Origin of the sequence: Stutzerimonas stutzeri, from assembly GCF_000935215.1 — a bacterium.
Lineage (GTDB): Bacteria > Pseudomonadota > Gammaproteobacteria > Pseudomonadales > Pseudomonadaceae > Stutzerimonas.
Genome location: NZ_JXXD01000113.1, coordinates 13,022 through 30,141, shown reverse-complemented (window position 1 = coordinate 30,141; position 17,120 = coordinate 13,022). Strand labels below are relative to the sequence as shown.

Genomic DNA, 17,120 nt, shown 5'->3' with positions numbered 1-17,120 from the left:
GACTATTCCGAGTGTTGAGCTGTGAGTGACCTGAGTCATATCCGCAATTTTTCCATCATCGCCCATATCGATCACGGCAAGTCGACCCTGGCAGACCGTTTTATCCAGATGTGTGGTGGTCTGACCGAGCGTGAAATGGAAGCCCAGGTGCTGGATTCGATGGATCTCGAGCGCGAGCGCGGCATCACCATCAAAGCCCACAGCGTCACGCTTTATTACACCGCGCGCGACGGCAAGACCTACCAGTTGAATTTCATCGATACGCCCGGCCACGTCGACTTCACCTATGAAGTCAGTCGCTCGCTGGCCGCGTGCGAGGGTGCGCTGCTGGTAGTCGATGCTGGCCAGGGCGTCGAGGCGCAATCGGTAGCCAACTGCTACACGGCGATCGAACAGGGCCTGGAAGTGATGCCGGTGCTGAACAAGATGGACCTGCCACAGGCCGATCCGGACAAGGTCAAGGAAGAGATCGAGCACATCATCGGCATTGATGCGACCGACGCGGTGGCCTGCAGCGCCAAGAGCGGCATGGGCGTGGACGAGGTGCTCGAGCGCCTGGTCGCGGTGATCCCGCCGCCGACCGGCGATGTCGAGGCGCCGTTGCAGGCGTTGATCATCGACTCATGGTTCGACAACTATCTGGGCGTCGTATCGCTGGTACGGGTTCGCCACGGTCGTATCAAGAAGGGCGACAAGGTGCTGGTGAAATCCACCGGCAAGGTCCACCAGGTGGACAGTGTCGGCGTGTTCAACCCCAAGCACACCGCCACGGCAGACCTCAAGGCTGGCGAGGTGGGCTTCATCATCGCCGGCATCAAGGACATTCTCGGCGCTCCGGTGGGCGACACGCTGACACTGTCGAGCACGCCGGACGTGGAGATGCTGCCCGGTTTCAAACGCGTCAAACCGCAGGTCTATGCTGGTCTGTTCCCGGTCAGTTCGGACGACTTCGAGGATTTTCGCGAAGCGCTGCAGAAGCTGACCCTCAACGATGCCGCGTTGCAATACGAACCGGAAAGCTCCGACGCGTTGGGCTTCGGCTTCCGTATCGGCTTCCTCGGCATGCTGCATATGGAGATCATTCAGGAACGCCTCGAGCGCGAGTACGACCTGGATCTGATCACCACCGCACCGACGGTTGTTTACGAGTTGCTGTTGAAGAACGGCGACACCATCTACGTCGACAGCCCTTCGAAGCTGCCCGACATGTCCTCCGTCGAGGACATGCGCGAGCCGATCGTGCGCGCCAACATCCTTGTGCCCCAGGAGCACTTGGGCAACGTCATCACGCTGTGTATCGAGAAGCGCGGCGTGCAGCGCGACCTGCAGTTCCTCGGCAGTCAGGTGCAGGTGCGTTACGACCTGCCGATGAGCGAGGTGGTGCTGGACTTCTTCGATCGCTTGAAATCGTGCAGCCGCGGTTACGCCTCGCTGGACTACAGCTTCGAATGTTTCCAGTCGGCCAACCTGACGCGCCTGGACATCCTCATCAACGGCGACAAGGTCGACGCGTTGGCACTGATCGTCCACCGCGACAATGCCCACTACAAGGGCCGCATCCTAGTCGAGAAGATGAAGGAGCTTATCCCGCGTCAGATGTTCGATGTGGCGATTCAGGCGGCCATCGGCGGCCAGATCGTTGCCCGCAGTACGGTCAAGGCGTTGCGCAAGAACGTTCTGGCCAAATGCTACGGCGGCGATGTGAGCCGTAAGCGCAAGCTGCTGGAAAAGCAGAAAGCCGGTAAGAAGCGCATGAAGCAGGTAGGCAACGTCGAAATCCCGCAGGAGGCGTTCCTCGCCGTGCTGAAGGTGGACAGCTGATATGTCGATCAATTTCCCGTTGTTGCTGGTTATCGCCGTGGCTGTCTGCGGCCTGTTGGCGCTGAGCGACCTGTTGTTCTTCGCCCCCCGCCGCCGGGCTGCGATCGCCAACTACGAAGGGCGCACCGGGGAAATCGATCCATCGACCCTTGAGGCGTTGAACAAGGAGCCGGTGCTGATCGAGTACGGCAAGTCGTTCTTCCCGGTGCTGGCCATCGTGCTGGTGCTGCGCTCGTTCCTGGTCGAGCCGTTCCAGATTCCCTCCGGCTCGATGATCCCCACGTTGGAAGTTGGCGATTTCATTCTGGTGAACAAGTTCGCCTATGGCATCCGCCTGCCGGTAGTGGATACCAAGGTGATCGAAGTCAGCGACCCGAAGCGTGGCGACGTCATGGTGTTCCGCTATCCGAATCAACCGAGCATCAACTACATCAAACGGGTCGTCGGCCTGCCTGGCGACACCGTGCGCTACAGCAGCGATCGTCGGCTGTTCATCAACGATCAGCCGGTTGCCGAGACACTGGTCGGCGAGGAGCCGGGCAGCTTGGGCAGCGCCGTGCTGTATCGGGAAAAGCTGGGCGAGATGGAGCACCTGATTCGCAAGGAAATGGGCCGCTATCGCATCGAGCCGAGCCGCCAGTGGACCGTGCCGGCTGAGCACTATTTCATGATGGGCGATAATCGCGATAACTCGAATGACAGCCGCTATTGGCAGGACGAGTCGATTCCCGCGGAGCTGGCTGGCATGGTCCCGGACCGTAACATCGTCGGCAAGGCGTTCGCCGTCTGGATGAGCTGGCCTGATCCGAAGCTCAGCAATCTGCCGAATTTCTCCCGCGTGGGCCTGATTCACTGAAAGCTGTGAATTGCGGCCGTCGCTGAGCGAACCGGGCTCGCTATATTTGTCCTGCCCCGATCGGTGGGTATCGTAACGACATAGAGGTCGACATGAGTTTTGCGCGTTCGCAAAAAGGGCTGTCCATGCTGAGTTGGATCATGGTCCTGGCAATCGTGGCGTTTGTGGCCAGCACGGGATTTAAAATGTTCCCGCATTACTTCGATTACATGTCCATGGACAAGATCATCCAGTCCGTGGAAACCGACGAAGCGCTTGAGATTCAGAGCGTCGGGGAGTTCTATAGTCATGTCAGCAAGGGGATGCAGGTAAACGGCATCCAGAACATCGACCTGAAGGAAGCGCTGAAGGTCGAGATCCAGAACAACGAATTCAGGGCGCACCTGAAATACGAAAAACGCGAGCCGCTGATCCGCAATCTCGATCTGGTGGCGAACTTCGATAAAGAATATCGCCTAAGGATGCCGTGAGCACTTCGTTAGCCCGTCTCGAGCGCAGGCTCGGTTATCAATTCAAGGATCAGGAGCTGATGCTCCTGGCCCTGACCCATCGTAGCTATGCCGGACGCAACAACGAGCGTCTGGAGTTTCTCGGCGACGCCATTCTCAATTTCGTTGCCGGTGAGGCGCTGTTCAATCATTTTCCGCAAGCTCGTGAGGGGCAGCTGTCGCGTCTGCGCGCGCGTCTGGTCAAGGGCGAGACGCTGGCGGTGCTGGCGCGTGGATTCGAGCTCGGCGAATATTTGCGCCTGGGCTCCGGTGAGCTCAAGAGCGGCGGTTACCGCCGCGAATCTATCCTGGCCGACACCCTCGAAGCGCTGATCGGTGCCATTTATCTGGACGCGGGCATGGACGTTGCTCGCGAGCGGGTCGTCGCCTGGTTGGCTAACGAGCTGCAAGGCCTGACACTGGTCGATACCAACAAGGACCCGAAGACCCGGCTGCAGGAATTTCTGCAATCGCGTGCCTGTGAACTGCCGCGTTACGAGGTGGTGGATATTCAAGGCGAACCGCATTGCCGCACCTTCTTCGTCGAATGTCAGGTCGCTTTGCTGAACGAGAAAACCCACGGGCAGGGCGCTAGCCGCCGAATTGCCGAACAGGTTGCCGCGGCAGCCGCATTGATCGCCTTGGGCGTGGAGAACGGACATGACTGACGAACAGCTGCAATCCGAAGACGTCAGCCGTTGCGGTTACGTGGCGATCGTCGGCCGGCCGAACGTCGGCAAGTCGACGCTGCTCAACCACATCCTTGGCCAGAAGCTGGCGATCACCTCGCGCAAGCCGCAGACGACGCGGCATAACATGCTCGGCATCAAGACCGAGGGCAGCGTTCAGGCCGTCTATGTGGACACGCCGGGGCTGCACAAGAATGGCGAGACGGCGCTCAACCGCTACATGAACCGCACTGCTGCCTCGGCATTGAAGGATGTCGACGTGGTGATCTTCGTCGTCGACCGCACCCGCTGGACCGACGAAGACCAGGCCGTGCTCGAGCGTGTGCAGTACGTTACCGGACCGTTGATCGTTGCGGTCAACAAGACCGACCGTGTCGAGGACAAGGCCGAGCTGTTGCCGCACCTGCGCTGGCTGGTCGAGCAGCTGCCGAACGCGGAGATCGTGCCGATTTCGGCGCAGCACGGACAGAACCTGGAAACGCTGGAAAAACTGGTCGCCGATCGTCTGCCCGAGAGTGAGCACTTCTTCCCGGAGGACCAGATCACCGATCGCAGCAGTCGTTTCCTCGCCGCCGAGCTGGTGCGCGAGAAGATCATGCGACAGCTTGGCGCCGAGGTGCCTTACCAGATCACCGTGGAGATCGAGGATTTCAAGCAGGAAGGCCGCGTGTTGCACATCCATGCGCTGATTCTGGTCGAGCGTGACGGGCAGAAGAAGATCATCATCGGCGACAAGGGCGAGCGCATCAAACGTATCGGCCAGGAAGCGCGCAAGGATATGGAAGTGCTGTTCGATTCCAAGGTCATGCTGCACCTGTGGGTCAAGGTGAAGGGTGGCTGGTCCGACGATGAGCGTGCGCTGCATTCGCTGGGCTACCAGTAAGCGCCGACCCGCAATCAATGGTGCGCATCGCGCACCTTCTGGGCTGCCATGCACCAACCTGCGTTCGTTCTGCACAGTCGCCCGTACAAGGAAAGCAGCGCGCTGGTCGACCTGTTCACCCCGCAGGGCCGGCTGCGTGCTGTCATGCGTGCCGCGCGTGGTAAGGCCGGCAGTCTGATCCGCCCCTTCGTATCGCTGGAGGTCGAGCTGCGCGGCAAGTCCGAGCTGAAGACCGTTGCCCGTCTCGAAAGCGCCGGCCCTGCGCACTGGCTCGATGGCCAGGCGCTGTTCAGCGGCATGTACCTCAACGAATTGCTGATTCGCCTGCTGCCTGCCGAAGACGCGCACCCCGCGCTATTCGATCATTACGTCGCGACACTGCCGGCCCTGGCCGCACATCGGCCGCTGGAGCCGCTGCTGCGTGCCTTCGAATGGCGGCTGCTCAGCGAGTTGGGCTATGGTTTTGCCCTCGATGTGGACATCGCCGGCCAGCCGATTGACCCGCAGCGGCTCTATCACCTACTGCCCGACGCCGGCCTGGAGCCGGTCGCGGGATTTCAGCCGGGGCTGTTCAACGGCGCGGAACTATTGGCCATGGCCGAGGCCGATTGGCAGGTTCCGGGGGCGCTGGCCGCGGCCAAGCGGCTGATGCGCCAGGCCCTGGCTCCCCATCTGGGCGGTCGACCGCTGGTCAGCCGCGAATTGTTCATGAATCTGAAGGAGGCCCCGCGTGACTGAAGCCAATCGAATTCTGCTCGGCGTCAACGTCGACCACGTCGCCACACTGCGTCAGGCCCGCGGCACCCGCTATCCGGACCCGGTCAAGGCTGCTCTGGATGCGGAAGAGGCCGGCGCCGATGGCATCACCGTGCACCTGCGCGAGGATCGCCGGCATATCCAGGAACGCGATGTGCTGATGATGAAGGACGCGCTGCAGACGAGGATGAACTTCGAGATGGGGGTCACCGAGGCGATGCTCGCATTCGCCGAGCAGCTGTGTCCGGAGCACGTGTGCCTGGTCCCGGAAACGCGTCAGGAGCTGACTACCGAGGGTGGGCTGGACGTGCTCGGGCAGGAAGCACGCATTCGTGAGGCCGTCGAGCGTCTACGTGGCTGCGGTGCGGAAGTCTCGCTGTTCATCGATGCCGACCCGCGGCAGATCGAGGCGGCCGCACGTGTCGGCGCACCGGCTATCGAGTTGCACACCGGGCGCTACGCCGACGCCGACGGCGTTGCCGAGCGGGCCTGCGAGCTCGCGCGCATTCGCGACGGTGTCGAGGCCGGTCTGAGCCACGGCCTGATCGTCAACGCCGGCCATGGCCTGCATTACCACAACGCCGAAGCCATCGCGGCGATCCGAGGCGTCAACGAGCTGAATATCGGCCATGCCATCGTTGCCCATGCGCTGTTCGTCGGCTTCAAGCAGGCGGTCAAGGAAATGAAGCATCTGATCCTGAGTGCGGCGGCGCGGGGCTGAAAGAATCGGGAGTGTTTCAGCCGCGATGACACGCGGCGGGCAGACTCCGATTGGTGAGGTAGCGCCGGGTGTCATCTGCTGGCAAGCCCGCTCCCACGCTAGTGCGGGGGGCGCCGTACTCCACCTGCAGAGCCCTCAGCGGCGCAGCAGGTTGATCAGTACGGTCAACACCACGCTGAGGATCACCATCGAGGTGATCGGGATGAACACCTGGCTGCGTTCGGACTCGATGCGGATGTCGCCGGGCAATCGACCGAACCAGTTCAGCAGCCATGGGAAGTAGTGCCAAGCGATGCCGAGCAGTAGCAGCGCAGCGCCCGCCACGATCAACCAGCGTGCCATTTGATCTCCTCGTTTCGCTCCATTCGCTTCGCCGGTCGTGTGCGGTATTCGACAAAGGCGGCGATCACCTGTGCGGCCAGCACCTCAACGGCTTCGCTGCGATTGCTGCCACGGAGCAGCTTGATCTGATACTCGCCCAGTTGTGGCAACCCATACTGCCCGTCGAGACGCTGCAGGGGCGGGCGAATCAGGCTTGATGGATAGGGCGCGATGGCGAGATCGGCAATCATCGCGGCCTCCTGTCCCGAAGTCTGTTCGCTGGAGTAGGCCACTCGGTAGCTGCGGCCGATGCGGTCGAGTGCATCCAGTGCCTGTCGCCGCCAGGCGCAATCAGGGCTGGCCAGCGCCAGCGGCAGCGGCGTGCGCAGCGCGGCGACACCACCGGTGCGACCGGCCCAGACCAGCGGTTCGCTATGAATCGGCTCGCCTCGCGAATCGTCCTGGCCAAGATTGCCGACGGTGACCAGGGCGAGGTCCAGTTCGCCTGCGTCAATGCGCTCAATCATATCGATGCTGCGCGCGACCGACACATCCACTTCGACGCCGGGATGGCTGCGGGCGAACAACGCCAGCAGGCCGGGCAGAATGCGCGTCCCGACATCCGCCGGCGTTCCGAAGCGCACGCGACCCTGCAGCGCTGGCTGGAGGAAGTGCGCAATGGCTTCTTCGTTGAGCTTGAGCAGGCGTCGGGCATAGCCGAGCAGCGTCTCACCGGCCGGTGTCAGGCGCACCTGCCGCGCCTCGCGGACAAACAGGGAGCGCCCGAGGGTTTCTTCCAGCCGCTTGATCTGCATGCTGACCGCCGAGGTGCTGCGATAGATCTGTCCGGCGGCGCGGGTGAAGCTGCCGCTCTCGGCAATGGCGACAAAGGTGCGCAGGACATCGCTTTCCAGTAGGGGCGTCGAAGGGATAGTGGATTGCTCAAGCGGCTCGGGCATAGGAAAGGCTTCAGTTTTTCTGAACACAGGCTTTCATATTAGTCGTTTGTTTGAACGACTGATGCCCGCTCATCCTGTTGGCAACCGGTGGCGCCACAAGCCCGTGGCCACCGAGAGCCAAGCGGAGGTGAGCATGTCTGGTGAACGACGCGATACCCATGTACGACAACAGTCCGATCCGCAGCTACCGGACTTCTACATGCCGGCCATGTGGCCGCTGGATCTGCAGCGCAGCCTGCATGACTGGTTTCGCGCCTGGCGGCAGCGACGCCTGTATCGGCAGTTGTTGAAGCTGGATGATCGGCAGCTGGCGTCGCGCGATCTGGATCGGCGCTGTCTCGGGGAGATGGCTAATACACCGTTGCGTCAATTGGTAGCGCAGCGACGCAAGCGCCCCAGCGCTGCCCGGGCCGCTCGTTGAGCGGCCAACCTACTGTCAGGGCTTGCGGGCGAGGAGCACGGCGCGCATGGGGGCCGGCAAGCCTTCGACCGTTTTGCCGTGGTCTTGCGGGTCGAGGAAGTCGGGCAACGACTGGTAGCGCATCCACTCGGTGCTGCGCTGTTCCTCAATGCTGGTCACGCTGACATCCACGCAGCGCACGTCGACAAAGCCGGCGCGGCGCAACCAGCATTCCAGCGCCTTCACCGAGGGCAAGAACCAGACGTTGCGCATCTGCGCATAGCGGTCTTCCGGCACCAGTGCGGTATTTTCGTCGCCTTCCACCACCAGGGTCTCTAGCACCAGTTCGCCGCCGCGTACCAGGCAGTCCTTGAGGTCGAGCAGATGGTCGACCGGCGAGCGGCGATGGTAGAGCACGCCCATGGAGAACACCGTCTCGAAGCCTTCGAGCCTGGCCGGCAGTTCTTCCAGTGCGAACGGCAGATGCCAGACCGGCAGCTCCTGCAGGTAGCGCTTCATCGCATGGAACTGGCAGAAGAACAGCCAGTTCGGGTCGACCCCGATCACGCTGTCGGCGCCGGCACCGAGCATGCGCCACATGTAGTAGCCGTTGCCGCAACCGACGTCGAGGATGCGTTTGCCGGCCAGATTCAGGTGCGGCGCGACCCGGTCCCACTTCCAGTCCGAGCGCCACTCGGTATCGACATGCACGCCGAACACGTCGAACGGACCCTTGCGCCATGGCGAGAGCCCCATCAGCGCATCGTGGGTGGCCTGGCGCGCGGCGTCGTCACATGTCGCGTCGAGGCGGAAGCCGTCACGCAGTTCGACCTGCACTGGCGCCAGCGCAGGCAGCGCATCGACGGCACGCCGCCAGCGCGGCAGATCACCGTGACCAACCGCGAGTTTGGCGTCCAGCTGCTGCTGAACGCCGTTGGCCCAGGCGGCGAGCGGGGTGCCGGCCAGGCGCCAGGCGAGGGGAGTCAGGTCGAGGTTCATGGCAGGGCGATCAGCGAGGCGAAGTTCAGGCACTGGAACCAGGGCACGACCTTGGAAAAGCCGGCATCCAGTAGCCGTTGGCGATGGGTTTCCAGGCTGTCGGGCTTCATCACGTTCTCGATGGCGCTGCGCTTCTGGGCGATTTCCAGTTCGCTGTAGCCATTGGCGCGCTTGAAGGCGATGTGCAGGTCGGTCAGCAATTGTTGCTCGTCTTCATCCTCGAAGCGCAGCTTTTCCGACAGGATCAGCGCGCCACCGGGCACCAGCGCCTGGCGAATGCGGCTGAGCAGGGCCGGGCGCTGTTCCGGTGCGATGAACTGCAGGGTGAAGTTCAGCGCCACCAGCGAGCTGGGCTGGAACTGCAGAGCCAGGATGTCGCCCTCGATGACGTCGACCGGCAGCAGTTCCTGAAACATCGAGTCCTGCCCGTGGAGGTATTCGCGGCAGCGCTCGACCATTGCCGCGGAGTTATCAACGGCGACGACCTGGCAGTTGTCGGCAGTCACGTGACGACGCAGGGCCTGGGTCACCGCGCCCAGCGAGCAGCCTAGGTCATACAGATGAGTATGCGGCTGTGCGAACTGAGCGGCGATCACGCCGATGTTCTCGACGATGGTCGGGTAACCGGGCACAGAGCGCTTGATCATGTCGGGAAACACCCGCACCACGTCCTCGTTGAAGACGAAGTCCTGAATGCGGGGCAGGGGCTGGGCGAACAGACGGTCGAGATCGTGGCTCACGGTGTCGGGCGGCGTGTGTGAAAACGGGGCGGCATTGTAGCCGAAACCACGCTCGCCGCGGGCTCTGCCCGACTCAGCGCACCTCGATCCGGCAATCGAACATGCCCGCAGGCTCGGCGTCGACCTCCCACGGGCGTTGATAGGTGAGGTACAGCCTGCCGCTGCCTGGCTCCTGTGCCTCGAAGCGCCAGGTGGACAGGCCATCCCCACCGATCATGTCGCCTTTCGGATTGCTGAACACTTCGGGGCCGAGGCTGTGCAATTGCTCCGCGGCGGCTTCGTGCAGAATCCAGCGATAGCCCGTCGCAGGGTTGCTCGGCAGGCTGACGATGAGTTGCTGGCCGCTCTGCAGTGTTTGCGGGCAGCGGTTGTCGTCGCTGAGCACGACGCTGGAGGGCGTCTTGTCGTTGCTTGCGCAGGCAGCGAGCAGGGCGACGCTGGCGGGCAGTAACAGACGGGGGATGTCGAAAGGCATGATCGGCACCGGTCGGAATTGAGTTGGGAAGGATAGCCCAAAAGAGCCTGGTCGCAGGCGGGTACTCCGTCTGCGCCGGTCCGGAGGTGGAAGTGCAGCGCGACTTCCACCCTTCGACTTCAGCTGGTCTGCAGCTCGTCCCGCGTCAGAACAGCACCTTGGCCACATCAGCGAAGCGCTTGGCGAAATGCACGGTCAGACCTTCCTTGAGGTAGTCAGGCAACTCTTCGAAGTCGCCGCGATTGGCTTCCGGCAGGATCAGCTCGAATATCTTCTGTCGCCGCGCCGCGATCACCTTCTCGCGCACTCCGCCGATCGGCAATACGTGACCGGTCAGCGTCAGCTCTCCGGTCATGGCCACGCCTTTCTTCGGCGGCTGGTTGCGCGCAAGGGAGAGCAGCGCGCTGGCCATGGTGATGCCGGCGCTGGGGCCGTCCTTCGGCGTCGCGCCTTCCGGCACGTGCAGGTGCACGAAGGCCTGGTCGAAGAACTCCGGATCGCCCTTGAAGGTTTTCAGGTTCGAGCTGACGTAGCTGTAGGCGATCTCCGCCGATTCCTTCATCACGTCACCGAGCTTGCCGGTGAGCTTGAAGCCGCGGTTCAGCGTGTGGATGCGCGTGGCCTCGATCGGCAGGGTGGCGCCGCCCATGCTGGTCCAGGCGAGGCCTGTGATCACGCCGACGCCGGAGAGCACCTGTTCGCTGCGAAACACCGGTTTGCCGAGGTAGCTTTCCAGATCCTTCGGCGTGATCTTCAGTACCGCTTGGGGGTCTTCCAGCAACTGCACCACTGCCTTGCGGACCAGCTTGCCCAGTTGCTTCTCCAGCTGACGCACACCAGCTTCACGGGCATAGCCTTCGATCACCGCTTTCATGGCGCTGTCGCTGATGGCGAGGCGCTGCTTGGGCACGCCGGTCTTGTCCAGCAGCTTGGGCCACAGGTGACGTTTGGCGATGGCCAGCTTCTCCTCGGCGATGTAGCCGGACAGGCGGATTACCTCCATGCGGTCGAGCAGCGGGCCGGGAATCGAGTCCAGGGTGTTTGCCGTGCAGACGAACAGCACCTTGGACAGGTCCAGGCGCAGGTCCAGGTAATGATCGAGGAATTCGACGTTCTGCTCCGGGTCGAGCGTTTCCAGCAGCGCTGAAGCCGGATCGCCCTGATAGCTGGTGCTGAGCTTGTCGATCTCGTCGAGCATGATCACCGGGTTCATCACCTCGACATCCTTGAGCGCCTGCACCAGCTTGCCGGGCAGGGCGCCGATGTAGGTGCGGCGGTGGCCCTTGATCTCCGCCTCATCGCGCATGCCGCCGACGCTAAAGCGATAGAAGGGCCGCCCAAGAGACTCGGCGATGGACTTGCCGATGCTGGTCTTGCCCACGCCGGGCGGGCCGACCAGCAGCACGATGGAGCCGGCGATCTCGCCCTTGAAGGCGCCGACGGCAAGAAATTCGAGGATGCGGTTCTTGATGTCATCGAGGCCAGCGTGGTGCTTGTCCAGCACCTTGCGCGCACGCTTGAGGTCGAGCTTGTCCTGGCCGAATACGCCCCAGGGCAGGGCGGTGGCCCAGTCGAGATAGTTGCGGGTGACGGCATATTCCGGCGAGCCGGTTTCGAGTATCGACAGCTTGTTCAGCTCTTCGTCGATGCGCTTCTGCGCAGCAGGTGGCACCACCTTGCCCTCAAGACGGGCGCGGAACTCGTCGGCGTCGGCGCTCTTGTCGTCCTTGGTGATGCCCAGCTCGCGCTGGATGATCTTCAATTGCTCCTTGAGGAAGAACTCACGCTGGCGCTCGCCGATCTTGCGGTTGACCTCCCCGGTCAGTTCCTTCTGCAGCCTGGCGACTTCCACTTCCTTGCGCAGCAGCGGCAACACCTTCTCCATGCGCTTCAAGACCGGCACGGTATCCAGCACTTCCTGCAGCTCCACGCCAGGCGCGGTGGTCAGCGCGGCGGCGAAGTCCGACAGCGGCGACGGGTCGTTGGGGCTGAAGCGGTTCAGGTAGTTCTTCAACTCCTCGCTATACAGCGGGTTAAGCGGCAAGAGCTCCTTGATCGCGTTGATCAGTGCCATGCCGTAGGCCTTCACCTCGTCGCGCGGGTCGTCATCGCTTTTCGGGTAATCGACTTCCACCAGATACGGTGGTTTGCGCCGCAGCCAGCCGCGGATGCGCACCCGCGCCAGGCCCTGGGCGACGAACTGCAGCTTGCCGCCCTCCTGCGAGGCGTGATGCACGCGGACCATGGTGCCGTGCTCCGGCAGGCTGTCCGGGTCGAAGGTGGCCATGTCCAGCACCGGCGGGTCGACGAAGAACAGTGCCACGCGCTGGTGCGGCGTCTTCGCCACGCGATCCAGGGTCTCGGCCCAGGGATCTTCGTTGACGATCACCGGCAACACCTGCGCCGGGAAGAAAGGTCGGTTGTGCACCGGGATGATGTAGAGCTTGTCCGGCTGCTGTTGATCGGGCAGTACGAGACCGTTGGAGGAGATGATTTCCTGCTCGATATGATCCTGATTGACGTCGTCGTTCATGCGGCACCCGTTGCGAATACGTGCACCTTAGATGGGTGGTGGCCCGGATGATTTCAATCCCGTCGCATGGGGGTGGGCACTTCATGCAGGCTTCGGTACAGTGTTTGCACGCACAGGTGCCCATCATGCTCAACGCCCGTCTGCTTCGCCTGGATGACCAGACTCACCAGCACGCCCACGACTATCACCAACTGGTGATGTCGCTCTCTGGGCGCGCGGAATTCGAGGTCAATGGCTCCGGTGGCGAAGTCTGCCGGATGCGCGCCTGTCTGGTGCCGGGCGATGCCGACCACGGCTTCGCCGGCATGGGCGACAACCGCATGCTGATCATCGATCTCGACGAGCAGGATGTCGTCACCGAGGACCCCGAGCTGCTGGCCCGCCTGTTCGAGGCGCCACGCTATCCGGCGCTGGACGCCGATTTCCAGAACCTGCTGGCCTACGCCGGTGCCGAGCTGGCGCGCTACGGCAGCGATCCGCTGCTGGCCCGGGCGCTGGGCGGCGTGCTGTTGCGGGCACTGCACCTGCGACTGTTCGGCGAGTCAGTTCAGCGCCCGGCCGGACCGCTCGATCTGCAGCGGCTGGACAGCCATATTCAGGACAACCTGGCGCGACGCATCACGGTCGCCGAGTTGGCCCAGGTGGTCTGCCTCAGCCCCAGCCACTTCCACGCCCAGTTCAAGGATTGCGTCGGCCTCACGCCGCACCAGTACCTACTCAAGACCCGCCTCGATCGTGCCGCCCGCCTGCTGCGCGAAACGCCGCTGCCACTGGTGCGGATTGCCGAGGAGTGCGGTTTCTCCAGCCAGAGCGCATTGACCACGGCGACCCGCCGCTACCTTAGTCTGACACCTCGCGGATTGCGCAAGTCGGACTCCTGAGCTTTCTCCTGATTGCCCTGTTTTCGGGCTCTTCAGCTACCAAGGGTATATTCCTGCGCCATCCTGGTGCGCTTTCATTACGGTCGCGTTTCCGCGTCCGGCTTTCGTAGTTTTTCGTAAAACTTCCGTAGTTTTGCGCAAGAACGGCTCGTCTTGCAGACCCTACATTCCGTCTCCCGACCTGGCTCTTCGTCTTGTGCTGCACCATCAGCCTGGCCGTGGACTAGACCTATAAGCAGACACAATCACAAGAGGAGCGGCGCATGTTCAAGGCCGGTCACGTGCTGGAAGGCGCCTTCGCCAACCAGAAAGCCGCGGAATTCTTTCCCGCCATCAGCGCCAACTACGCCGTTGACGAGGCGCAATATCTCACCGAACTGCTGCAGCTTGCCGATCCCGGCGAGGCGGGCATTGCCGCCATTCGCGAGCGCGCGCGCAGCCTGATCGAGGCGGTGCGTGGGCGTGACAATGCCGTCGATACCCTCGATGCGCTGCTGCGCCAGTACAGCCTGGACACCCAGGAAGGGCTGATGCTGATGTGCCTGGCCGAAGCGCTGCTGCGGGTGCCGGATGCCGCCACGGCTGACGCGCTGATCCGCGACAAGCTCAACGCCGCCGAGTGGGAACGCCACCTCGGCCAGAGCGACAACGTGCTGGTCAACTTCGCCGCCTGGGGGCTGGTGATGACCGGTAAGGTGGTCGATCCGGAAACCGCCGATGGCCGCCCGAAGAACGTCATCGGTCGTCTGCTCAAGCGCTCCGGCGAGCCGGTGATCCGCAGCGCGATGAACCAGGCGATGAAGCTGATGGGCAAGCAGTTCGTGCTTGGCCGGACCATCGCCGAAGCGCTGAAGAACGGCCGTCCCGAGCGCGAGAAGGGCTACACCTATTCCTTCGACATGCTCGGTGAAGCGGCGCTGACTGCCGAGGACGCCGCCAAGTACATGGCCGACTACCGTCAGGCCGTGGAGACCGTCGGTGCCGAGCCGCAGGTCGGCAAGGGCCCGCGTCCGTCGGTGTCGATCAAGTTGTCGGCGCTGCATCCACGTTACGAAGTCGCCCAGCGCGAACGCGTGCTCACCGAGCTGTTAGCCAGTGTGCGCGAACTGGCCGTGCTGGCGCGTCAGCGCAATGTCGGGATCACCATCGATGCCGAGGAGGCCGACCGCCTCGAGCTATCGCTGGAACTGTACGAAAAGCTCCTGCGCGACCCGGCCATCGCCGGCTGGGGTGAGTTCGGCCTGGTCATCCAGGCTTATTCCAAACGCTGCCTACCGGTGCTGGTCTGGCTGACGCTGCTCGGTCGTGAGCTTGGCGAACGCATTCCGCTGCGGCTGGTAAAGGGCGCCTACTGGGACAGTGAGATCAAGCAGTGCCAGGTCCAGGGCCTGGACGGCTACCCGGTCTACACGCGCAAGGAAGGCACCGACACCTCCTACCTCGCCTGCGCGCGCTACCTGTTGTCCGAGCACACCCGTGGGGTGATCTACCCGCAGTTCGCCAGCCACAACGCGCACACCGTCAGTTGCATCCTGGCCATGGCCGAGGAAATCTCACAGCCGCGCGAGTTCGAGTTCCAGCGCCTGCACGGCATGGGCGATGCCCTGTACGACACGGTGATCGAGAAGTACGCCCGCAATGTCCGGATCTACGCCCCGGTCGGTGCGCACAAGGACCTGCTGCCCTATCTGGTGCGCCGCCTGCTGGAGAACGGTGCCAACTCGTCGTTCGTCCACCAGCTGGTCGACCCGCGCGTGCCGGTCGAATCGTTGATCGATCACCCGGTGAGCCAGCTGCGCAGATTCGCCGCACCGGGCAACCCCCGCATTCCGCTGCCGCCGGCGCTGTTCGGCAATCGCAAGAACTCCCAAGGGATCAACATGAATATCCAGAACCAATGGAACGACCTGGCCAGCGCCTACCAACCTTTCCTCGAGCGCCAGTGGCAGGCTGCGCCGGTCATCAGCGGGCAGAGGCTCGCCGGTACGCCGTCCGAGGTGCGTTGCCCCTATGACCTGAACAAGGTTGTCGGCCAGGCCCAGTTCGCCAGCGCCGAGCAGGCGCGCCAGGCCGTCGATCGCCTGGCGGCTTACTGGCCGACCTGGAATGCCACGCCGGTGGAGGCCCGTGCCGCCGTGCTGGAGCGCCTGGGCGATCTGCTGGAACAGCACCGCGCCGAGCTGATGGCCCTGTGTACCGTGGAAGCCGGCAAGTCGCTGCAGGATGGCATCGACGAAGTACGCGAGGCGGTGGATTTCTGCCGTTACTACGCTCAGCAGGCGCGGCAGAAGCTCGGTCGCGAAGAGTTGAAAGGCCCGACCGGTGAGCGTAACGAGCTGTTCCATGAAGGCCGCGGCGTGTTCGTCTGCGTCAGCCCGTGGAACTTCCCGTTGGCGATCTACCTCGGCCAGATCACCGCGGCACTGGTGGCCGGCAACACCGTGCTGGCCAAGCCGGCCGAGCAGACCAGCCTGATCGCTGCGCGTGCGCTTGAACTGATGTTCGAAGCCGGCCTGCCGAAAGAGGCGATCGCCTTCCTTCCGGGCGACGGTGCCACCCTGGGTGGCGTGTTCTGTCGAGATCCGCGGGTGGTCGGCGTGTGCTTCACCGGTTCCACCGACACGGCGCGCATCATCAATCGCCAGCTGGCCGAGAAGGAAGGCCCGATCGCCACGCTGATCGCCGAGACCGGTGGGCAAAACGCGATGATCGTCGATTCCACAGCGCTGCCCGAGCAGGTGATCAAGGACGCCGTCGGCTCCGCTTTCACCAGTGCCGGCCAGCGTTGCTCGGCGTTGCGTGTGCTCTACGTGCAGCGTGATATCGCTGACCGGGTGATTGAGCTGCTCAAGGGCGCGATGGCCGAGCTGAACGTCGGCCCGACCCATCTGCGCGAGAACGACATCGGCCCGGTGATCGATCAGGAGGCGCGCGAAGGCCTGCTGGCGCATATCCAGCAGCTCAAGAGCGAAGGGCGTCTGATCGCCGAGGCGACATTGCCGGCTGGTCTGAACGGTCATTTCGTGGCACCGGTGGCCTTCGAGATCGACGGCATTCACCAGCTCAAGAAAGAGCAGTTCGGCCCGGTGCTGCACGTGGTTCGCTACGACGCGGCGGACCTGGAAAAGGTCGTCGCGGCGATCAACGGCACCGGCTACGGCCTGACCCTCGGCGTACACAGCCGCAACGAGGAAACCGCCGAACGCATCGAGCAACTGGCGCGGGTCGGCAACCTCTACGTCAATCGCAACCAGATTGGTGCCGTGGTCGGCGTGCAGCCGTTCGGCGGCTGTGGCCTGTCCGGCACCGGTCCGAAGGCGGGCGGCCCCAGCTATGTGCTGCGCTTCGCCAACGAGCGGACCACCTCCACCAACACCACAGCGGTGGGCGGCAACGCCTCGCTGCTGTCGCTCGGAGACGACTGAACGCATTCACGCTGTACCACCGAGTGAATGGCCTTGGTCATTCACCTGGCGCATCACGCTAAACCTCCCGGCCGCTCAGGCGGCCGGAACACAACAACAATTGGACAGTTGGCGGACGCTCTTCCGCCACTGACGGGCCCGGGTTGGGTCTGTCACAGGTGATGGCCTTTTCG

At 63.2% G+C, this 17,120-nt stretch carries 16 protein-coding genes; 10 read left to right on the top strand and 6 right to left on the bottom strand.

Features of this window, described 5'->3' with window-relative positions; all coding sequences use genetic code 11:
• Positions 1 to 21: 21 nt before the first annotated feature.
• The 7 genes from lepA to pdxJ all read left to right on the top strand — a co-directional run bounded on the left by lepA (position 22) and on the right by pdxJ (position 6,214).
• The gene (gene lepA, locus LO50_RS12570; protein ID WP_003293585.1) at positions 22 to 1,821 is read left to right on the top strand and encodes a translation elongation factor 4; all 1,800 of its coding nucleotides are present in this window, start codon (positions 22 to 24) and stop codon (positions 1,819 to 1,821) included.
• A 1-nt stretch (position 1,822) separates the two neighbouring features.
• Entirely contained in the window at positions 1,823 to 2,677 is an 855-nt protein-coding gene (lepB, locus tag LO50_RS12565) for a signal peptidase I (RefSeq protein WP_003293584.1), read from the top strand.
• A 92-nt stretch (positions 2,678 to 2,769) separates the two neighbouring features.
• Complete coding sequence (locus tag LO50_RS12560; protein ID WP_041014721.1) at positions 2,770 to 3,147, top strand: DUF4845 domain-containing protein; 378 nt, start codon at positions 2,770 to 2,772, stop codon at positions 3,145 to 3,147.
• Complete coding sequence (gene rnc / locus LO50_RS12555; RefSeq protein ID WP_003302298.1) at positions 3,144 to 3,833, top strand: ribonuclease III; 690 nt, start codon at positions 3,144 to 3,146, stop codon at positions 3,831 to 3,833. Before LO50_RS12560 ends, rnc begins: the two co-directional genes overlap by 4 nt.
• Entirely contained in the window at positions 3,826 to 4,737 is a 912-nt protein-coding gene (gene era / locus LO50_RS12550; protein ID WP_044315219.1) for a GTPase Era, read from the top strand. Before rnc ends, era begins: the two co-directional genes overlap by 8 nt.
• 48 nt (positions 4,738 to 4,785) lie before the next feature.
• A complete protein-coding gene (gene recO, locus LO50_RS12545) occupies positions 4,786 to 5,475 on the top strand; it encodes a DNA repair protein RecO (protein ID WP_014819524.1) in 690 nt (229 codons plus the stop codon).
• Positions 5,468 to 6,214: a pyridoxine 5'-phosphate synthase gene (pdxJ, locus tag LO50_RS12540; protein ID WP_044315218.1), complete on the top strand. Its 747-nt coding sequence runs from the start codon at positions 5,468 to 5,470 to the stop codon at positions 6,212 to 6,214. The genes recO and pdxJ overlap by 8 nt, the downstream gene beginning before the upstream one ends.
• Before the next feature lie 135 nt (positions 6,215 to 6,349).
• Here the strand turns inward: pdxJ and LO50_RS12535 are convergent, their stop codons facing one another.
• Positions 6,350 to 6,556, bottom strand: a complete 207-nt coding sequence (locus LO50_RS12535) for a DUF2905 domain-containing protein (protein ID WP_044315217.1) — start codon at positions 6,554 to 6,556, stop codon at positions 6,350 to 6,352.
• Complete coding sequence (locus LO50_RS12530) at positions 6,541 to 7,494, bottom strand: LysR substrate-binding domain-containing protein (RefSeq protein WP_044315216.1); 954 nt, start codon at positions 7,492 to 7,494, stop codon at positions 6,541 to 6,543. The genes LO50_RS12535 and LO50_RS12530 overlap by 16 nt, the downstream gene beginning before the upstream one ends.
• A 133-nt stretch (positions 7,495 to 7,627) precedes the next feature.
• Between LO50_RS12530 and LO50_RS12525 the strand changes: the two genes are divergently transcribed.
• Positions 7,628 to 7,915, top strand: a complete 288-nt coding sequence (locus tag LO50_RS12525) for a hypothetical protein (protein WP_173425597.1) — start codon at positions 7,628 to 7,630, stop codon at positions 7,913 to 7,915.
• A 15-nt stretch (positions 7,916 to 7,930) separates the two neighbouring features.
• Here LO50_RS12525 and cmoB read toward each other — a convergent pair whose 3' ends face one another.
• From cmoB to lon, 4 genes are all read right to left on the bottom strand, one after another.
• Complete coding sequence (cmoB, locus tag LO50_RS12520; RefSeq protein ID WP_044315215.1) at positions 7,931 to 8,893, bottom strand: tRNA 5-methoxyuridine(34)/uridine 5-oxyacetic acid(34) synthase CmoB; 963 nt, start codon at positions 8,891 to 8,893, stop codon at positions 7,931 to 7,933.
• The gene (cmoA, locus tag LO50_RS12515; RefSeq protein WP_044315214.1) at positions 8,890 to 9,633 is read right to left on the bottom strand and encodes a carboxy-S-adenosyl-L-methionine synthase CmoA; all 744 of its coding nucleotides are present in this window, start codon (positions 9,631 to 9,633) and stop codon (positions 8,890 to 8,892) included. The genes cmoB and cmoA overlap by 4 nt, the downstream gene beginning before the upstream one ends.
• Before the next feature lie 73 nt (positions 9,634 to 9,706).
• A complete protein-coding gene (locus LO50_RS12510) occupies positions 9,707 to 10,108 on the bottom strand; it encodes a protease inhibitor I42 family protein (protein ID WP_044315213.1) in 402 nt (133 codons plus the stop codon).
• Positions 10,109 to 10,253: 145 nt separating this feature from the next.
• A complete protein-coding gene (gene lon, locus LO50_RS12505; RefSeq protein ID WP_044315212.1) occupies positions 10,254 to 12,641 on the bottom strand; it encodes an endopeptidase La in 2,388 nt (795 codons plus the stop codon).
• 125 nt (positions 12,642 to 12,766) lie between these two features.
• Between lon and LO50_RS12500 the strand changes: the two genes are divergently transcribed.
• Both LO50_RS12500 and putA read left to right on the top strand, forming a co-directional pair.
• Positions 12,767 to 13,522 (top strand): AraC family transcriptional regulator, encoded by a 756-nt coding sequence (locus LO50_RS12500; RefSeq protein ID WP_044315227.1) that lies wholly within the window; start codon positions 12,767 to 12,769, stop codon positions 13,520 to 13,522.
• Positions 13,523 to 13,785: 263 nt separating this feature from the next.
• On the top strand, positions 13,786 to 16,947 hold the full coding sequence (gene putA / locus LO50_RS12495; RefSeq protein ID WP_044315211.1) for a bifunctional proline dehydrogenase/L-glutamate gamma-semialdehyde dehydrogenase PutA: 3,162 nt from the start codon (positions 13,786 to 13,788) through the stop codon (positions 16,945 to 16,947).
• Positions 16,948 to 17,120: the final 173 nt, after the last annotated feature.

Excerpts from the sequence above, each read along its gene's own strand:
- lepB (WP_003293584.1), top strand. The coding sequence starts at position 1,823 with ATGTCGATCAATTTCCCGTTGTTGCTGGTTATCGCCGTGGCTGTCTGC.
- LO50_RS12560 (WP_041014721.1), top strand. The coding sequence starts at position 2,770 with ATGAGTTTTGCGCGTTCGCAAAAAGGGCTGTCCATGCTGAGTTGGATC.
- era (WP_044315219.1), top strand. The coding sequence starts at position 3,826 with ATGACTGACGAACAGCTGCAATCCGAAGACGTCAGCCGTTGCGGTTAC.
- recO (WP_014819524.1), top strand. The coding sequence starts at position 4,786 with ATGCACCAACCTGCGTTCGTTCTGCACAGTCGCCCGTACAAGGAAAGC.
- LO50_RS12535 (WP_044315217.1), bottom strand. The coding sequence starts at position 6,556 with ATGGCACGCTGGTTGATCGTGGCGGGCGCTGCGCTGCTACTGCTCGGC.
- LO50_RS12530 (WP_044315216.1), bottom strand. The coding sequence starts at position 7,494 with ATGCCCGAGCCGCTTGAGCAATCCACTATCCCTTCGACGCCCCTACTG.
- LO50_RS12525 (WP_173425597.1), top strand. The coding sequence starts at position 7,628 with ATGTCTGGTGAACGACGCGATACCCATGTACGACAACAGTCCGATCCG.
- cmoB (WP_044315215.1), bottom strand. The coding sequence starts at position 8,893 with ATGAACCTCGACCTGACTCCCCTCGCCTGGCGCCTGGCCGGCACCCCG.
- LO50_RS12510 (WP_044315213.1), bottom strand. The coding sequence starts at position 10,108 with ATGCCTTTCGACATCCCCCGTCTGTTACTGCCCGCCAGCGTCGCCCTG.
- lon (WP_044315212.1), bottom strand. The coding sequence starts at position 12,641 with ATGAACGACGACGTCAATCAGGATCATATCGAGCAGGAAATCATCTCC.
- LO50_RS12500 (WP_044315227.1), top strand. The coding sequence starts at position 12,767 with ATGCTCAACGCCCGTCTGCTTCGCCTGGATGACCAGACTCACCAGCAC.
- putA (WP_044315211.1), top strand. The coding sequence starts at position 13,786 with ATGTTCAAGGCCGGTCACGTGCTGGAAGGCGCCTTCGCCAACCAGAAA.